We start from the raw sequence: 14,970 nt of genomic DNA, 5'->3' as shown, positions 1-14,970 counted from the left end.
CCCCGGGCGGGGCGGCCCCGGCCCCCTCCAATGCTACCCCGTCCCCCCCGGGGGCCCGCGGGTTGGGCCCCACCCCCCCCGGGGCCCGCCCACCGAGCAAACTGCCGAAGCGATTCCCGGGATCGATGTCGATCAGCTCGCGAGTGATCGTAAGATTAGCCACAGGCGCCTCCTCCGTGGCGTCCCCATCTACAAAACTCTCGACTTGATTCAGTTCATCGAGTCTCGTGAAGAACGCGTGGAACTACACCGGGGCGCGGTGCCAGGGATCCCATCACCTAAAGATGGCTGGATGATGTGGGGCATGCCGACTCCTATACCGCCCCGCCAGTCCAAGGCGCGCGGCTTGAGCGTAAACGGGTCGACCAAGTACCTGGCGATGATGCGGCGTTTCGTGCGTTGATACGTCGAGCACAACTGGACGCACCCGACGACGTTGAAGGTCGAAAACCCTTCGCGCCGGCGATACCTGCTACGTCTCCGACAGCCCGGTCGTCGCGGTGCCGCCGGAACACGTTGAGCGCGTGCTCGAGACGTGCTCTCCGGTAATCGCGGCGATGATCCGGATCCAGCTAGCCACGGGTTGCCGGCCGGGCGAGGCCTGCGACCTGACAACAGGATAGATCGGCGTGACCGATACGCCGTGGGCCTACCGCCCTGCTCATCACAAGACGGCGCATCGCGAAAAACCTCGCGTCGTCTGGCTCGGTACGGAAGCACGCGCGATTGTCGAACCGTTCTTGCAACGCGGCCTCGATCTTCGGCTCTTCAACCCATCGGAGTCGTGCGGGCGTTCCAGCCGTCGGCACGGCCAAGCGTACAAGGCTTTGAGCTATGGCCGGCCATCAGGTACGTCTGCGAGCGCGTCGGCGTGCCGACGTGGTCGCCCGGGCAGCCACGCCACAACGCCGCCGAGCGCGTGCAGCGCCTGTACGTCGAATCGGACGAGCATCCCGAACTCGCAAAGAGCCGGGCCCGCGTCACACTCGAAGACGAAGACCACGCGCGTCTACGCAGAACGCGACATACTCGAAGCACGCCGCGTGATGGAGCCAATGGGCTAAATCCCACTGCGTCTCTCACTGCGCCACACAGAACGACCTCATGAAAGTTCAAGTAAGTCGTTGCTGAGTAAGAAAGCGGGCGAACGGACTCGAACCGTCAACATTCAGCTTGGAAGGCTGACGCTCTACCAATTGAGCTACGCCCGCGTTTTGCCACAAGCCCTATCTTTGCCGGGGCTTGCGAGTTTGCGCTCGGGTGGGCGTCGGGTGCCCCGAGGGACGTTCCAACGTAGGTTTCCAACTAGAACGCGATTTAGCTCCAGATGTTACCAACTGGGAGCCCGCGCGACCACGGATGACCGATGCGTGGCGAACGGGGCTCAGGGGCGAGGTCTTGCGGCCCCAGATGGACGTAGACGGTTACGACCTCGTACCGGAGTGCGGCGGCGTGGTTCGGCACAGCCCGGCAAGCGAACGACCTAGCGGAGTAACTCCAAGGGTCGCTTCGCGAAAGTGGAAACCGCCGAGGAGCTAAGCAGAGTGCTATTTGGATAGGCGTCGCATGAAAGGTAGAGCTCATGATCAAACGCTGGCGGGGCGCATACAAACCGAACTATCCCTCAGGCAGCTTCTGCTATCCGCCACCGGCCATGTTCGCTCCAATGGATCGCTCTCACAGGAGCCCTCGGAACCATTACCGAAACGACGGGCGGTACGAACTGGGGGGCTCATCACGAACGTCAATCCCGTTCGCAAACCCGCTCCATCCGTCGCATCGAAAATACACCGAGAGCTGTGACGGCCGCCGCGATCGGCTCAGGGATTGGCGAGGCGAAATTCGGGGCCGAGGACGAACCCCAATTCGTCAGCACCGCGTTGAGCTCGCCCTGGTCGATCAGGCCGTCCGGCAGGTCGTTGATCCAGCCAGCCGGTGCGCGAGAGATCGAACCTCGGCCCCAGTTGTTCAGGACCAGATTCAGGTCACCTTGTTCCACTTGCCCGTTGCCGTTGTAGTCGCCCGACAGCGACGCCGTCAGCGACGCGCTGTCGATGAACACGGAACCGGCATCATTGGTTCCCGGCTGAATAAAAGCAAAAGTCAGTCTCGCCTCCACCGCGTCGTTCGGCGTTGCCGCCTCGAGCTCGAAGTCAGACCAGGTGTCCTCCGGTGAGCTACCGTCGGCGAGCGTCACGATCGTCTCGCCTAAGAAGTCGCTGGAGCCGTAATCGGCCCCGGCTTGGCGGTAGAACTCGATCTTCATCAGCGCTTCGTTGCCGGTCCCGACGATCGAGTCTTCGGAACGGACCAAGGCGCTCGCGCGGGCCGTGAGCAACGTGCCTCCGGTTACTTCGACGTTCTGAAAGACGCCCGCTACGTTGTCTTCGTCCGTGAACTGTCCGTAGAGCTTGAGCGACCGCTCGCCGTCAAGCGGCGTGCCCCAATCCGAAAACACGTTGTCGATCGAGTCGCCGAAGACCTCCCAGGCGTCCATCGCGCCGCCGTTGTCTTCGAAGCCCGCGTCTAGGATCAACGAAGTCGGTGGTGCCGGAGTTTCCTGTCGTTCCCAAATGCGTACGTAATCAATATCGAAGCTAGAGGGAAGAGGCGTCGTCCAGTCAGGCGAACCAGGCCAATCCCCGCCGACGGCGAGGTTGAGGATCAGGCTCATCGGAACCGGATCCGGTTGGATCGGGTTGTACACCGTGTGATATTGGTTGCCATCGACGTAAAACCGGATCTGATCTGCTTCCCACTCCACCGCATAGTCGTGATAACCGGCAGCAAAGTCTTGCCCGGTGATGTAATCCGCATTGCTCGTGATAGGCCAACCAGGGGCCCAGTTGTAGTGGTACGACCCCTTTACGAAGTACGTGTTGCTGCCGACATTCTCCATGATGTCCAGCTCGCCGCCAACGGGCCAAGCGGCGTTGCGAGGTAAGAGCCAGATCGCCGGCCAGAACCCTTGACCACGTGGAATCTTCGCCCGAACTTCGAATCGACCATAACGCCACTCCTGCCAGGTGCGCACCTGTCCGGAGTTGTAGTTGCGCCCGTAAGTCCACTGGTCGTCACGCTCGGCCCAGAGGTGCAGGCCGCCGTCGTACACCAGCACCTGATCCGGGTGGTAGTACTGCTGCTCATTGTTGTGTTCGTTGGCAAAGTTTCCGACTTGCCACTTGCCGTGATCGATCGAGTTGCCGTCGAACCGGTCCTCAAAAACCGGGGCTCCCCAACCCGGTGCGATCACGGGGCCCGCGATCGCCACGCTCTCCACAAGCGACACCGTGACCATGGCTACCAAACCGATGAGGCCAAGGGTGGTATGAACGCGGCGATTCGTGAATGAGTATTTCATTGTGGTCTAACGTGGGTCGCCAAGAATGGAACGGCGGGTGACCCGAGACGAAATGGCTTTAGTTCAACGTATCACCTAGCGGACAGAAACCCAGCCCTTACCGACTTGGAGATGATTGAGATTCTTGGCCCAGACTGCTCCAGCGACGCCCGTTGGGCATCACCCGGACCGGTTCCTCCGGGGGCGGTGAGGTCGATTGATTCACCTCGAAATACGCATCAAGAACCAGGCGGAGCACTTCGTCCGCCTGCCGGTCGCCCTCGCACCGTCGCACCAGCCAACGCGCAGCCTGAGCACCAAGTTCCGGTGCATTTTGACGAACGGCGGTAAAGGTCGGGTAGGTCAGTTGCCGACTATCGTCACCGTCATCGACACCCACGATCGATAACTCATCGGGCACACGCACGCCCATTTCGAGGGCGCGGCGGAGGCCGCCAACCGTCATCATTGGGTCGGTGTAGAACACCGCCGTGGGCGGATTCGCGCTAGACAAGAAGGCGTTCAATGCCGCGGCGCCACCGGAAACATCTGCGGGCCGCGAAACATGCAAGTGCTCGTCGATCTCGATTCCAGCGCTCTTCAGCGCCGCGTGGTAACCCGCGAGCCGCTCGCGGTGGTCGTGGTCCAGCACCAGATTGCGGCAGAACCCGATCCGCCGATGCCCCATGCCAATCAGGTGCTCAACTGCCTGCCGGGTGGCGTCACCCGAACGGAAGTACGCGAAACCCACGTCGGGCTCTTCGTAGCGATCGGCGATCACAACCACTTCGACGCCGTCCGCGGCAATGTCGTTCGCAGCGTCGCGGGTCTCGCTATCGACTCGTAGGATTAAACCGTGAACGCCGCGACTCGCTAAAAACGCACGGTAGCTCTCCCCGCGCGACCGCTGATTTAAATCAACAAAAGTAACATCGGACTGTACTTCCTGGGCACCGCGCATGATGCCCGCCCAGATCAGCGAGTCGTAACCGGTGAAATGCGGCCAAGCGAACTGATTCAGGAATGCAACACCGAGCGTGGTCGCCGCGGCCGATTGCGACGAAGTCTTGACACGGCCGTAGCCGATACGTCGCGCTTCCTTCAGTACCCGCTCACGCACGTCTTCGCTGATTTGGGGTGAACCGCTAAGCGATCGGGAAACCGTGGAGGCAGAGACGCCGATGTTGCTCGCAATGTCTCGGACGGTTGGCATGGTGTTCTCAACGACTCCTAGGATTGGACTACGGGCATCACTAGCACTGGGTCAACCGTTACCCGCGACTCACGGTGAGATACCTACATAAATCTCGGAAAACCGTGCCTCGGTCAACTCGCCGCGTACGTGGCTGAGCACCGCCATGCCGATCAGGCAGCGCTTACCGATCGCGGGGACCACGCTGGGCTCGCCGAGCGGATGCCACTCGGTGTCATTGGTGGCGTACTCGGTGGTGAACGCGTCGCCGCGCCGCGTGAGGCGCAGTCGGATCGGCCAGGCGTGGTTGTCAACGGAGTCCTCCGTCATCAACGCGCCGGGCTGAGCGCGACGCGATCCGGCAACATGGCCGTTCGGATTGGCGTGGACCAGCACGTGCGCCGCCCCAGGCTCAAGGCCGGCGCGGGCCATCAAGCCCGCCTTGGCGTATCGGTGCGTGTCCCGCAGGCTGTTGACGGTCGCGGTGACGGTGAAGTCGCCTTCGAACTCGCGCCAAACCAGCCGGAACGCGTCCGCATCGTTCCAGATGTCTTGCCCGCCGCCATAGATGGTGATCTCCCTCTGCCCGTCGCGGCGTTGACCGCCGGAGATAGCGCCGCCGATGTCGGTCGCGGTCCAGCCCGGGATCGGGTCTGTATGGGGCGCTTCGGTCATCGGCGGCGGCGGCACGGGCAGGTCCAGATCGACCCGGTCTTCGCGTGTCAACGCCAATCGCATCGGCTCATCGACGACATATTCCATCGTGGCGAAACTCTTGAAGTACGCCTCAATCTCTTTCTTGGACGCAGTTTCAAAGTTCGGACTGTTCAGCGGCCCGGCGTTGCTGACCATGTACCAGTTGTCGTCGATGACGCCGCCTTCGGGGTGCAGAATCTTGTACGACCAGATAGTGGCAGCCCAGCCGCGTTGGCCATACTCGTCGAAGTAACGGCGCATCAGATCGCCGCCGCCGAGGTTCTCGAAGACCGGATTCCATTCGCCGATGAACATCGGAGTCTGCACTTCTTCCAAAAACGCCTGCTTCTCGGGCAAGACGCGATAGATAAAGTTGGCGTGGGTCGCCATGCTTGGCGTATCGCCGAAGAGTCCGGGGTAGTGGTGCTCCGTGAACGCGACGTTAGTCCAACGGTTGTCGTGCGGGTTGCCGTAAAAACCCAAACCACCCCACAGTGGCGCGGGCGCGAAGACGATGTGACGCTCGTCGACTTCGCGGATGGCGTGGTAGATCTGTTCGAAGATCGTACGCAGCTTCGGCCGAACGTCGGTCGCGCCCCAGTCGCCGTACGGCTCGTTGATCACGTCGTAGCCCGCGACGCTGCTGCGATCGCGGTAGCGCTCCGCGATCTTCTTCCACAACGCGGCCGTGCGATCGGCGTAAACCGGCCCGTCCCAGAGCTTGTTCTGTTCGACTCGGCCGGTTGGGTGGTCGACGCTCTGCCCGCCCGGGACCCCGTGCATGTCCAGGATCACGTACAGCCCGGCGTCTTCCGCCATGTCGATCGCACGATCCAGCCAAGCAAATCCATTGGGCTTAACCACGCCTGGCGCGTCGTCGTTCTCGAGTAGCCGGTAGTTGAACGGCAAACGGATGACGTTGAAGCCGAACGACCGGATGTTCTCGAAGTCGCGCGGCGTCATCCAGTTCTCTCGGTAGACCTCCATCAGGCGGTCCTTCTCGTCTTCTCCGAATCGCCGGGCGAGGTTGTTCTCAAAGTCGTACTGGTCGGCGAACTGACCGTGATCGATGGTCAGCATCCACATCTCGAGCAAGAACCAGTTGCCGATATTGCAGCCCTGGAGGACCACGCGGTCTCCCGATTCATCCACGAACTGAGGGCCCTGAGTCCGAAGCCAGCCGAACCGCCCCGAATCACTTGCCGCGAAAGATGGCCAGAGAGCCACGACGGCAACAAGGAAACACGCTCTGCTTATCCAAGTCATGAGAGGTCTCTGGTTCTGGCGGGCAGCTACTGAGCGCACGAATGGGACATAGGCACGGGGTCGACGGAACTGCAACAAATTACGCAACAAAAAAATCATATCAGACTATTCGCGAAATTCACCGAAAATCATCAATTTTCAAGATTAAAATTTACGCAATTTGTTTCTAAACTTCTTGCATCCCCTTCCCAGCTTGATATGTTGGTGGCGTCCAGAGGCCGTTTCTCGTCGGCCCGCGTTCATTCATCTTTGGGCAATACCTGCCCAGGCTCTAGGAGGAATTCGACATGAAATCAGCAAGATCACATCACCGCGTCTGCTTAGCTGCCGCCACGTTGGGCGGAATCACGGTGACTTTTTCGGCCAATGCAACACTGACCCACTACGTGCCGTTCGATGCCGGCTATCCCGTCGGCAGCAACATCGGCGGCACCGGCGGCTCGGACCTTGGATTCGGAGCCAACACCTGGTTCGACAACAACCCCGGCAACGCGATCGTTTCGGGCAACCTTACGGCCCCGGCCGGGCTGCCCGTGGCCGGGAACCACGCCGCCACCGCCGGCGACTTCGACCTGGCCTTCTACACCATGGACCAAGACAACGGCGGCGACAACGGCGTCGTAGGCGAAGACAACCTAGGGGCCGGCGTGCATTGGCTGAGCTTCATCGGTCGCGCGACCGATGGCGCAGACTTCGGCGGCCTCTCCTTCACCAAGTTCTTCGGCCCGGAAATCCTGTACATCGGCAAGGTCGGCGGCGCCGGATCAAACGAGTGGGGATTTGATCAGGGCGCAGCCGGCGGCCAAACCGTCGCAGGCAGCGACGCGACGCTGGATACTTTTATCGTGGTGCGCCTCACGATCGGCGCCGGCGCGAACGATGACACCGCGGAGATGTTCATCAACCCCTCGCTCGGTTCGATCGCGCCAATGGTGGCCGACTTGACGTACTCGTTTAACGAAGACGTCAACGACAACCGAGCCATGGACGAGATCCGGCTGGGAAGCGGCGGCGGCTCGTTTGCGGTTGATGAGATTCGGATAGGAACCGAATTTGCCGACGTCGCCCTACCGGAACCGGCAGCGGCAGGGTTGGCGTTTGCCGGCCTGGCGTTGCTTGGACGCGCGAGACGATGCTGACCAGCGCTGTTCCGATCTGCAAGGTCGGGTTCATTCCTGGCAGACTTTCTGCCTTTCGTGATTCCTGTTTCGTAACACGCATTTCAAATGCAGGCCAACCGGCCCGCTTTAACCCGGAGACTCGCATGCCGTCCAAACAAGTATTTTTCACACGCTCGCTTGCTTTGGCGGCGAGTTTCTTGGCACTGGGTACATCAACGCAGGCGCAACTTACTCACGAGATTAGCTTTGGCGACCTGAGCTATCCCGCGGGCTTTGAGCTGGAAGCTCTTGGCGGTTCGGACCTCGGTTTTGGGGTCAACCTGTGGTCCGATTCGGTCAACTTCACGTTTCCGCCGCCCTTCGGCACGGGCTCGACAATCGTCGAAGGCAGCTTGGTCGACCCCCAGGGCCTACTGCCGACGTCGGGGAACCGCCGCGTCAGTTCGGCTGAAGACGATGAGATGAACGCCAATCCGTTCAACCTTTCGTTTTACAGCTTCGAACTTGGAGGCGATGTCACCGCCAAGGGTGAACCCGAAGACGCGCTTGGGCCTGGTGAGTACTGGCTCAGCTTTCTGGCGAAGTCTGAAGCGAATGCCTTCTTTGGGGGCGTTTCGCTGGTCAAGTTCTTCGGTGACGAAGTGCTCTACATCGGCAAAGTTGGTGGCGAAGGCGGCTCGGAATGGGGCCTCGATCAGGGCGTGCAAGGACCAGTCGGAGTAGCCGGCAGCGATTCGACCACCGACACCCTGCTTGTTGCCAAGATCACTATCGGCGCCAGCGGCAACGACGACTTTGTCGACCTGTTCATCAATCCGACCCTCGGCACCTTGCCAACCACCCCTGACATCGCTGGGTATCAGTTCAACGAAGACCCCGCAGCACTCAACGGTGATGGCAACCGCATCCGGCAGATCGATGAGCTGCGTTTGGGCAGCCAGAACGGCGTGTTCGAAGTCGATGAAATTCGCTTAGGCGCAACGTTTTTCGATGTCACGATCGCCGAAATCAACAATCCTGGCGTCCTCGGCGACTTCAACGAATCCGGATCGGTTGAGCAGGGCGACCTCAACTTGGTGCTGAACAACTGGGGAACAGTCCGCACCTTCGACGACCCCGCCGGCACCGTGTTCGGTTCCCTGCTTGTTGACCAGGAAGAGCTCAACGCTGTGCTCAACAACTGGGGCAGCTCGAGCGCACCGAGCTTTGAAGGCTCCGCCATTCCGGAACCCGCGTCGCTTGCGTTACTGGGTGGCTTTGCCGTCGCCGGCCTGCGCCGCCGCACTCACTGACCATCCAGGCACCGTTCGCCGCGTTGGCAGGCGGTGGCTTTTTCGCTCGCGCCCGTGCATCACCACGAACAACCCTTGGCTTTGGATCATCAACCCATGAAACACACGCGAACGTTCCGCCGTCGGTCCCGTCGAGCCTTCACGCTCATTGAGCTACTCGTGGTGATCTCCATCATCGCGCTGCTCATCGGCCTGCTCCTACCTGCCCTGGGAAGCGCCCGCTCGGCAGCACGGAGTATGGCCTGCTTATCGAACATCCGACAGATGGGACTGGCGGTAGGCGTCTACAACAATGACTACAACCAGTATTATCCACCGCACGACAATTTCGACAGTGTCGGCTACGACTGGTTCCGGCTTGTCAGTTCGATTATTGAGAACGAAAAACTGCAGACGTTCTTCGGCGAGCCTGACTCCGTCGGGAACGAAGACGTCGTGTTTTCCGACGCACTACGCTGCCCCGAAGCAGACGTCGATACCGACGAGCACGACGCCACGTACGGTGCCAATGTGATGGTTTTGCCACATGTTGTTAACGGCGTGCCTCAAAGCAACCTGGCATGGATGACCACCGAAACGCTAAAAAGTAACTCCGAGATGGTCATGCTGGCCGACTCAACGCAATACGCCAATCCGGGCGTTTTCACTGGGCGTATCCCTCAGGGCCATACCTTCGCCGGCCTTAATCGGATCGATCCCCCCGCCAGCGGTGCTCCACAACCCAAGACCGCGGCCGACTACATCAATGTTTCAGGCGTTGATCCCAACGAAGCCATCACGGTCCGTTTCAACCAGGACTTCAAGAACATCGTCGGCACTCAGACCGTTCGCTGGCGACACGCCAATGAGCAGAACGCGAACTTCGTCTGGGCGGATGGGCACGGCACTAGTCAAGCGATCGGCACCATTCTTAAACGGAACATCTACCCTGCAGCGCCTTAAATGGCCTGCGGCGCGCATGCATTGTGTTTTCTCGTAACCATCGACGTGGACGCTTGCTTTCCGTGCGCCTCCACGTTCGAGCACTGTCGTAGCAAGTTGTCATTGACTCGCTCGAGGGCCTGAACCTTGAAACAAATCTTTAGGACGGTTTCGTTGAGTCTGCTGGTCGCATTCGCCTTGGCGTTTGGGTTCACAAACCAAGCCCAAGCCAAACGCGACCGCCCCGTCATCGACAGCAGCCTCGGTTTCAATCGTTTGTTAACCGATAAGGGAACACTCATGCGTGGCGTGAGCATCTCTTGGGACGGCGGCGACCCTTATGGCAGTCAGGATAGGTTCATGCCTTCGCAGGAATCGCTCAACGCGCTCGCGCAAGACTATGGCTACAACGCGCTGCATATTTACTTAGAAGGCGACTCTTCGGGCAACACCGATCCGGTCGGATACAACGTCGAGTGGTGCGACACTCTGGTGGAGCGTTGCGCGAAGGCGAACCTCTACCTGATCATCACGATCGGCTGTAATGGAGAGAACGGAAGCATCCACTCGATGGACTTCATATTGGATTTCTGGAAGTTCTACGGGCCGAGGTACAAAGACGAAACCCACGTTTTCTATGAGGCCAAAAACGAACCGGTGCCGCATACGGCCGCCCACTGGCTCCCCGAAGACTGGGACAATCAGGTCCTCATGTACAACACGATCCGTGCTGCTGCACCGGACACGATGATCCTGCTCTGCTCATATATGGGATTCCGTTACGAAGGGGCCGCCGCCGATGCCGTCAAAATGATGACCGCGAAAGGCGTTGATTGGAAGAACGCCGCCATCGCTTGGCACGGTTACGAAACACGCGAAGGGATCGAGGCTTGCCTGCGATTGTTCCAGTCAAGCCTCCGATATCCGGCAACTCTATGCACCGAATTCTGGCCGGGCGACACCGTACCGGACCCTTCCATCAACGGTGACGAGTCGTACAACGCGATGTTCGAATCGTTCCACACGGGTTGGCTCCAGTTCCAGTGGCTAGCCGCTAACGACGCCGAACTGCCCGGGCTCGCGTACCGTTTGGACAAAGCTGGGGTCGTGTGGACACCCGACGAACCGACATGTGATTGGCCCGCCAAGGGCACGCCGAACATCCCGGAGCATGGGTCTTCGGTCGCGATCTTCGATCGCGGCCGCGAGAAGTTTGTGTCGTCACCGGGGGGCGGCGATCTGATCGCGAATCTCGACGCATATACAGGGGATCAAGACGATCGATTCATCCTGGAGCGTGTCGAAGGTGGCATCGATCTAGTCGCCTTCAAGGCAAGCAACGGCTTCTACGTCTCCGCCGCGTGCAATACGGACGCACTCACTCCAGTCAGTCCGACGATCGGGCTGGATGAGACTTTTCACTGGATCGAACGTACGAACGGCGACGTGGTGCTCCGGTCGGTCGGGGGTGGCGGCCACTTGGTCCGAAGCATCTTTCGTGAGGTTGCAGATTTAGAACAACACAGGTTGGTCGCGAATGCGGACGACGCGAGCAGCATCGAAACAAACTACGTGATCCTAAATGGCTCGATGCCTCAAGCGGCACCCGAATCCCCCGCCGCCATCGTCGAACCTTTACCTGCGGCCGGCCCGTTCTACGGCAAGCCGCTGGCGATCCCCGGCATCATCGACGCGGTTGATTTCGACCACGGTGGCGAAGGCGTCGCGTACCACGACAGTCAACCAGACAATATCGACGGGTTCTATCGCCCCCGCGAAGGAGTCGATATTCAGGCAAGTTCCGAAGGCGGCTGCGCCGTCGCTTGGATCAATGAAGGCGAATGGCTCGAATACACAGTGGAAGTCCAAAAGCCAGGCAGTTACCGCCTCAGGATCCGCCACGCGGGCGGACCCGGTGAACTCCGGATCGCTTTCGATGGAGAAGACCTAACGGGCCCGCTGAATACAACCGCAACCGCTAACTGGCAGGATTGGACCGACCTGACGACCGAAGTCACCTTGGAAGCGGGTGTTCAAAAGATGAGGGTTCTATGCGGAAGTGGGTACAACCTGATGAGATTTTCTTTTGAGCCAATCCTTGAATAGTCAGTTGATACTTGCTCCAGGGTTCCGGCGCAAAACAGCGCATCGATTCACTCATCGATCGTGACAATGACGGAACCGTGAGTTTTCGAGCGTGACATGAGGTTTCGGTTACGGCATCAGTCCTGCGCTATACAGACCTTTAACGCCCAACACGGTTTCCAACCAAGCATGACCCTTCATTGGTCCAGTTGTCGTGAGAGAGTCTGGGGTAAAGGAAGGAAATACTGCCGTCGCTCGAATGCAAATCAATCGCAAACCCCGAGGATTCAGGTCCATCCGAGGGTTCGCCTCCGCAATCCATTGCAAGCGGGCGATTTGAGCATGTCACCGCTATGACAGACAAGCCAAGTCGTATGTGAGTCCGCAAGCAGATGAATTCTCCCTGGGCGAGACGCCAACAGGTCTTATCAGGCGGTCGCAGCTATTGGAGAGTCGCTTGCGTGTCGATGGCGGCGGCCTCACCGGTCGAGGCGTCGACCGTGGCCGAGTTGACCGATGAATCGACCGTGCTCCGCAACGACAGTCCCGCGGACGGTAACGAGCGAAGGACGGCCGGTGATCTCAACGCCTTCGAAGCCGCTGTAGTCGGTAGCCATGTGGTGCGTGTCGACAGAGATCTTCCCCCGATACGCGTCGTCCCAAACGACCAGGTCCGCGTCCGCCCCGAGTTGGACCACACCCTTGCGCGGGAAGAGGCCGAAACGCCTGGCGGCGTAAGCGCTGGCGGCGTCAACGAACCGGTGCACGTCGAGCCGGCCGGCCGCAACGCCCCTTGTCCACAACAGCGTGACGCGGTGCTCAACCGACGGGATGCCGTTGGGGATCGTCGTGAAGTCGCCGTTGGGCGGCCGGCCCATCTCCTTCTGCCCTACGAAATCAAACGGCGCGTGATCCGTCGCCACCGTTGCGATGTGGCCGGCCCGGAGCGCATCCCACAAGTACGCCTGATGCTCGGCTGAACGAATCGGGGGACTCATGACGTATTTTGCGCCTTCGAAGTCCTCGCGTTGTGCGTAAGTGTCGTCGAGCGTGAGGTAGGGGATAACGGTTTCGAGATCAACGTCGACCCCCCGTGCCCGGAACGGTAACGCGGCCTCGACCGCGTCCCGACACGAGGTATGCACGATGTAGCCTGACGCGCCGGTGAGTTCCAGGAACGTACAGAAGTGGTGCACGCCCTCGGCCTCGACCCGTGGCGGACGTGACGGCTCATGCCACTGCGGGCCCGTCTTGCCTTCGGCCAGCAGCTTGGCTTGGAGCGCGGCAACCAAATCGGCGTTCTCACAATGCGCGGTGACCACAACGCCCAACTCACGGGCCAGGCGCAGCACACCGTACAACTCGTCGTCGGTGACGCCGAACGCGCCCTTGTAGGCCAAGAACACCTTGAACGAGCGCGTGCCCAGCTCAACGATCTTGCGGAGCTGGGCTTCGGCCGAGTCGTCGAAACGCGTCACGCCCATGTGGAAGCTGTAGTCACACGCCGACTGCCCCTCGGCCTTACCCGCCCAAAGGTCCAGCGCCTCGGCCGGCTCGTCGGCGCGAGCCGGGCAGCACATCTCGATCATCATGGTGGTGCCGCCGACGACCGCGGCCTTAGACGCCGTCGCGTAGGTGTCTTTGGCGTAGGTCCCCATGAACGGCAAATAGATGTGCACGTGGGGGTCGATGAAGCCCGGGAAGACCATCTTGCCCGTCGCGTCCACCACGCGGTCGGCCTGAACCTCGGCGGGATCGATACGAGTCGCGATCCGCGTGATCGTTTCGCCCTCGCAGTAGATATCGGCCCGGAACGTGCTGTCGGCGTTGACGACGGTGCCACCGTGAATGAGGAGAGACATGGCTTGCTCGCGATGCGGTGAACAGAAGCGGATCAATCCCCGGCCAGTTCGTCGGACTGCTTGACGAAATCGTCGCCGTCCCACTTGTCGTCTTTCGTGATCCCCGCGGCGGCGGCTTCCTTCGCCGCGGCCTTGGCGGCCACGGCCGCACGCTTTTTCTCCTGGGATTCGGCCTGCATACGAACCAACTCGGCGTGCGTCGTGAAGTAGGGCAAGGCGTGACCTTTGAAATCGTCGAGCGTCTCGAAGCCGTGCTTGTCCATAAACTCCAGAAGTTCATCGATCATTGGCTTAACCATCTTGTATCCCATCTTCATCACCCCGGTGCACACCTGCACGGTGTCGGCCCCGAGCAGGATGAACTGGGCTGCGTCGCCGCCGGTCTCGACGCCGCCGATGCCGGAAATCGAGCGCTGGCCGTCAAATTCTTCCCGGATCAGCGTGGCGATCTCCATCACCATCCTCAAAGCGATCGGACGGACCGCCACGGAGGAGTACCCGCCGGGCGTGGTGTAGCCTTCGACGGTCGGCATCGGCCGGAGGGTTTCGAGGTCGACCCCGATGACACTGCGGATCGTGTTGATCGCGCTCACCCCGTGGGCACCGGCCCGCAACGCCGCACGGGTCGGGTCTTCGATGTGCGTGACGTTGGGAGTCATCTTGGCCCAGACCGGGATCGTCGCGGCGGCCATGACCCAACCGGTCACCTCTTCGAGCACATCGGGATCCTGACCCATCGCGGCACCCATCTTGCGTTCGGGTAGGCCGTGCGGGCAGGAGAAATTCAACTCGAAGGCATCGACCCCCACCGCCTCGCAACGCTCGACGATCTCAATCCACGCGTCGCGGTCAAACTCCTCCATGATCGAAGCGATGAGCGGGCGATCGGGATACGCGTCTTTGACCGCCTTGAAGTCGTCGAGCCAATCCTCGAAAGACGTCGTGGCGATCAGCTCGATGTTTTCCCAGCCGAAGACCTCCTTTTTGTTCACGCCGGTGAGCTTCCCGTAGCGCGGCGCGACGTTGATCACCTTCGACGCGTCGAGCGACACGGTCTTGGCGATGACGCCTCCCCAACCTTCGCTGAAGGCTTTGTTGATGACTTTCTGGTTGGTTCCCGGCGGGCCGGAACCGATAACGTAGGGGTTTGGGAAATGGATCCCGTCGACGGTGGTTTCGAGGGTAGGCATAGCGG

General features: G+C 60.5%; 9 protein-coding genes and 1 tRNA gene. 4 read left to right on the top strand and 6 right to left on the bottom strand.

Annotation, left to right across the window (positions count from 1 at the left end; genetic code table 11):
• Positions 1-1,138: 1,138 nt before the first annotated feature.
• The 4 genes from AAGD32_12455 to AAGD32_12440 all read right to left on the bottom strand — a co-directional run bounded on the left by AAGD32_12455 (position 1,139) and on the right by AAGD32_12440 (position 6,380).
• Positions 1,139-1,211: transfer RNA gene (locus AAGD32_12455), tRNA-Gly, on the bottom strand.
• 533 nt (positions 1,212-1,744) lie between these two features.
• Complete coding sequence (locus tag AAGD32_12450; protein ID MEM8875053.1) at positions 1,745-3,361, bottom strand: glycoside hydrolase family 16 protein; 1,617 nt, start codon at positions 3,359-3,361, stop codon at positions 1,745-1,747.
• A gap of 97 nt (positions 3,362-3,458) precedes the next feature.
• On the bottom strand, positions 3,459-4,553 hold the full coding sequence (locus AAGD32_12445; protein ID MEM8875052.1) for a LacI family DNA-binding transcriptional regulator: 1,095 nt from the start codon (positions 4,551-4,553) through the stop codon (positions 3,459-3,461).
• Between the two features lie 69 nt (positions 4,554-4,622).
• Positions 4,623-6,380, bottom strand: coding sequence for a cellulase family glycosylhydrolase (locus AAGD32_12440; protein MEM8875051.1), 1,758 nt, complete (start codon positions 6,378-6,380; stop codon positions 4,623-4,625).
• 401 nt (positions 6,381-6,781) lie between these two features.
• Here AAGD32_12440 and AAGD32_12435 point away from each other — a divergent pair, with 401 nt between their 5' ends.
• The 4 genes from AAGD32_12435 to AAGD32_12420 all read left to right on the top strand — a co-directional run bounded on the left by AAGD32_12435 (position 6,782) and on the right by AAGD32_12420 (position 11,934).
• On the top strand, positions 6,782-7,633 hold the full coding sequence (locus tag AAGD32_12435) for a hypothetical protein (GenBank protein ID MEM8875050.1): 852 nt from the start codon (positions 6,782-6,784) through the stop codon (positions 7,631-7,633).
• Positions 7,634-7,758: 125 nt separating this feature from the next.
• Entirely contained in the window at positions 7,759-8,907 is a 1,149-nt protein-coding gene (locus tag AAGD32_12430) for a PEP-CTERM sorting domain-containing protein (GenBank protein MEM8875049.1), read from the top strand.
• Between the two features lie 96 nt (positions 8,908-9,003).
• Positions 9,004-9,849, top strand: coding sequence for a DUF1559 domain-containing protein (locus AAGD32_12425; GenBank protein ID MEM8875048.1), 846 nt, complete (start codon positions 9,004-9,006; stop codon positions 9,847-9,849).
• Between the two features lie 126 nt (positions 9,850-9,975).
• Positions 9,976-11,934 (top strand): carbohydrate-binding protein, encoded by a 1,959-nt coding sequence (locus tag AAGD32_12420; protein ID MEM8875047.1) that lies wholly within the window; start codon positions 9,976-9,978, stop codon positions 11,932-11,934.
• A gap of 458 nt (positions 11,935-12,392) precedes the next feature.
• On the opposite strand, the gene hydA is transcribed toward AAGD32_12420, so the two are convergent.
• Together hydA and preA are read right to left on the bottom strand one after the other, a co-directional pair.
• Positions 12,393-13,775 (bottom strand): dihydropyrimidinase, encoded by a 1,383-nt coding sequence (hydA, locus tag AAGD32_12415; protein MEM8875046.1) that lies wholly within the window; start codon positions 13,773-13,775, stop codon positions 12,393-12,395.
• 32 nt (positions 13,776-13,807) lie between these two features.
• Positions 13,808-14,965, bottom strand: a complete 1,158-nt coding sequence (preA, locus tag AAGD32_12410) for an NAD-dependent dihydropyrimidine dehydrogenase subunit PreA (GenBank protein MEM8875045.1) — start codon at positions 14,963-14,965, stop codon at positions 13,808-13,810.
• Between the last annotated feature and the right edge of the window lie 5 nt (positions 14,966-14,970).

This window comes from Planctomycetota bacterium, from assembly GCA_039182125.1.
Classification (GTDB): Bacteria; Planctomycetota; Phycisphaerae; order Tepidisphaerales; family Tepidisphaeraceae; genus JBCDCH01.
This window is presented reverse-complemented; position numbering and strand designations above follow the sequence as displayed.

Coding starts and splice junctions, on each gene's coding strand:
- AAGD32_12425 (MEM8875048.1), top strand. CDS start 9,004: ATGAAACACACGCGAACGTTCCGCCGTCGGTCCCGTCGAGCCTTCACG.
- preA (MEM8875045.1), bottom strand. CDS start 14,965: ATGCCTACCCTCGAAACCACCGTCGACGGGATCCATTTCCCAAACCCC.
- AAGD32_12445 (MEM8875052.1), bottom strand. CDS start 4,553: ATGCCAACCGTCCGAGACATTGCGAGCAACATCGGCGTCTCTGCCTCC.
- hydA (MEM8875046.1), bottom strand. CDS start 13,775: ATGTCTCTCCTCATTCACGGTGGCACCGTCGTCAACGCCGACAGCACG.
- AAGD32_12450 (MEM8875053.1), bottom strand. CDS start 3,361: ATGAAATACTCATTCACGAATCGCCGCGTTCATACCACCCTTGGCCTC.
- AAGD32_12430 (MEM8875049.1), top strand. CDS start 7,759: ATGCCGTCCAAACAAGTATTTTTCACACGCTCGCTTGCTTTGGCGGCG.
- AAGD32_12435 (MEM8875050.1), top strand. CDS start 6,782: ATGAAATCAGCAAGATCACATCACCGCGTCTGCTTAGCTGCCGCCACG.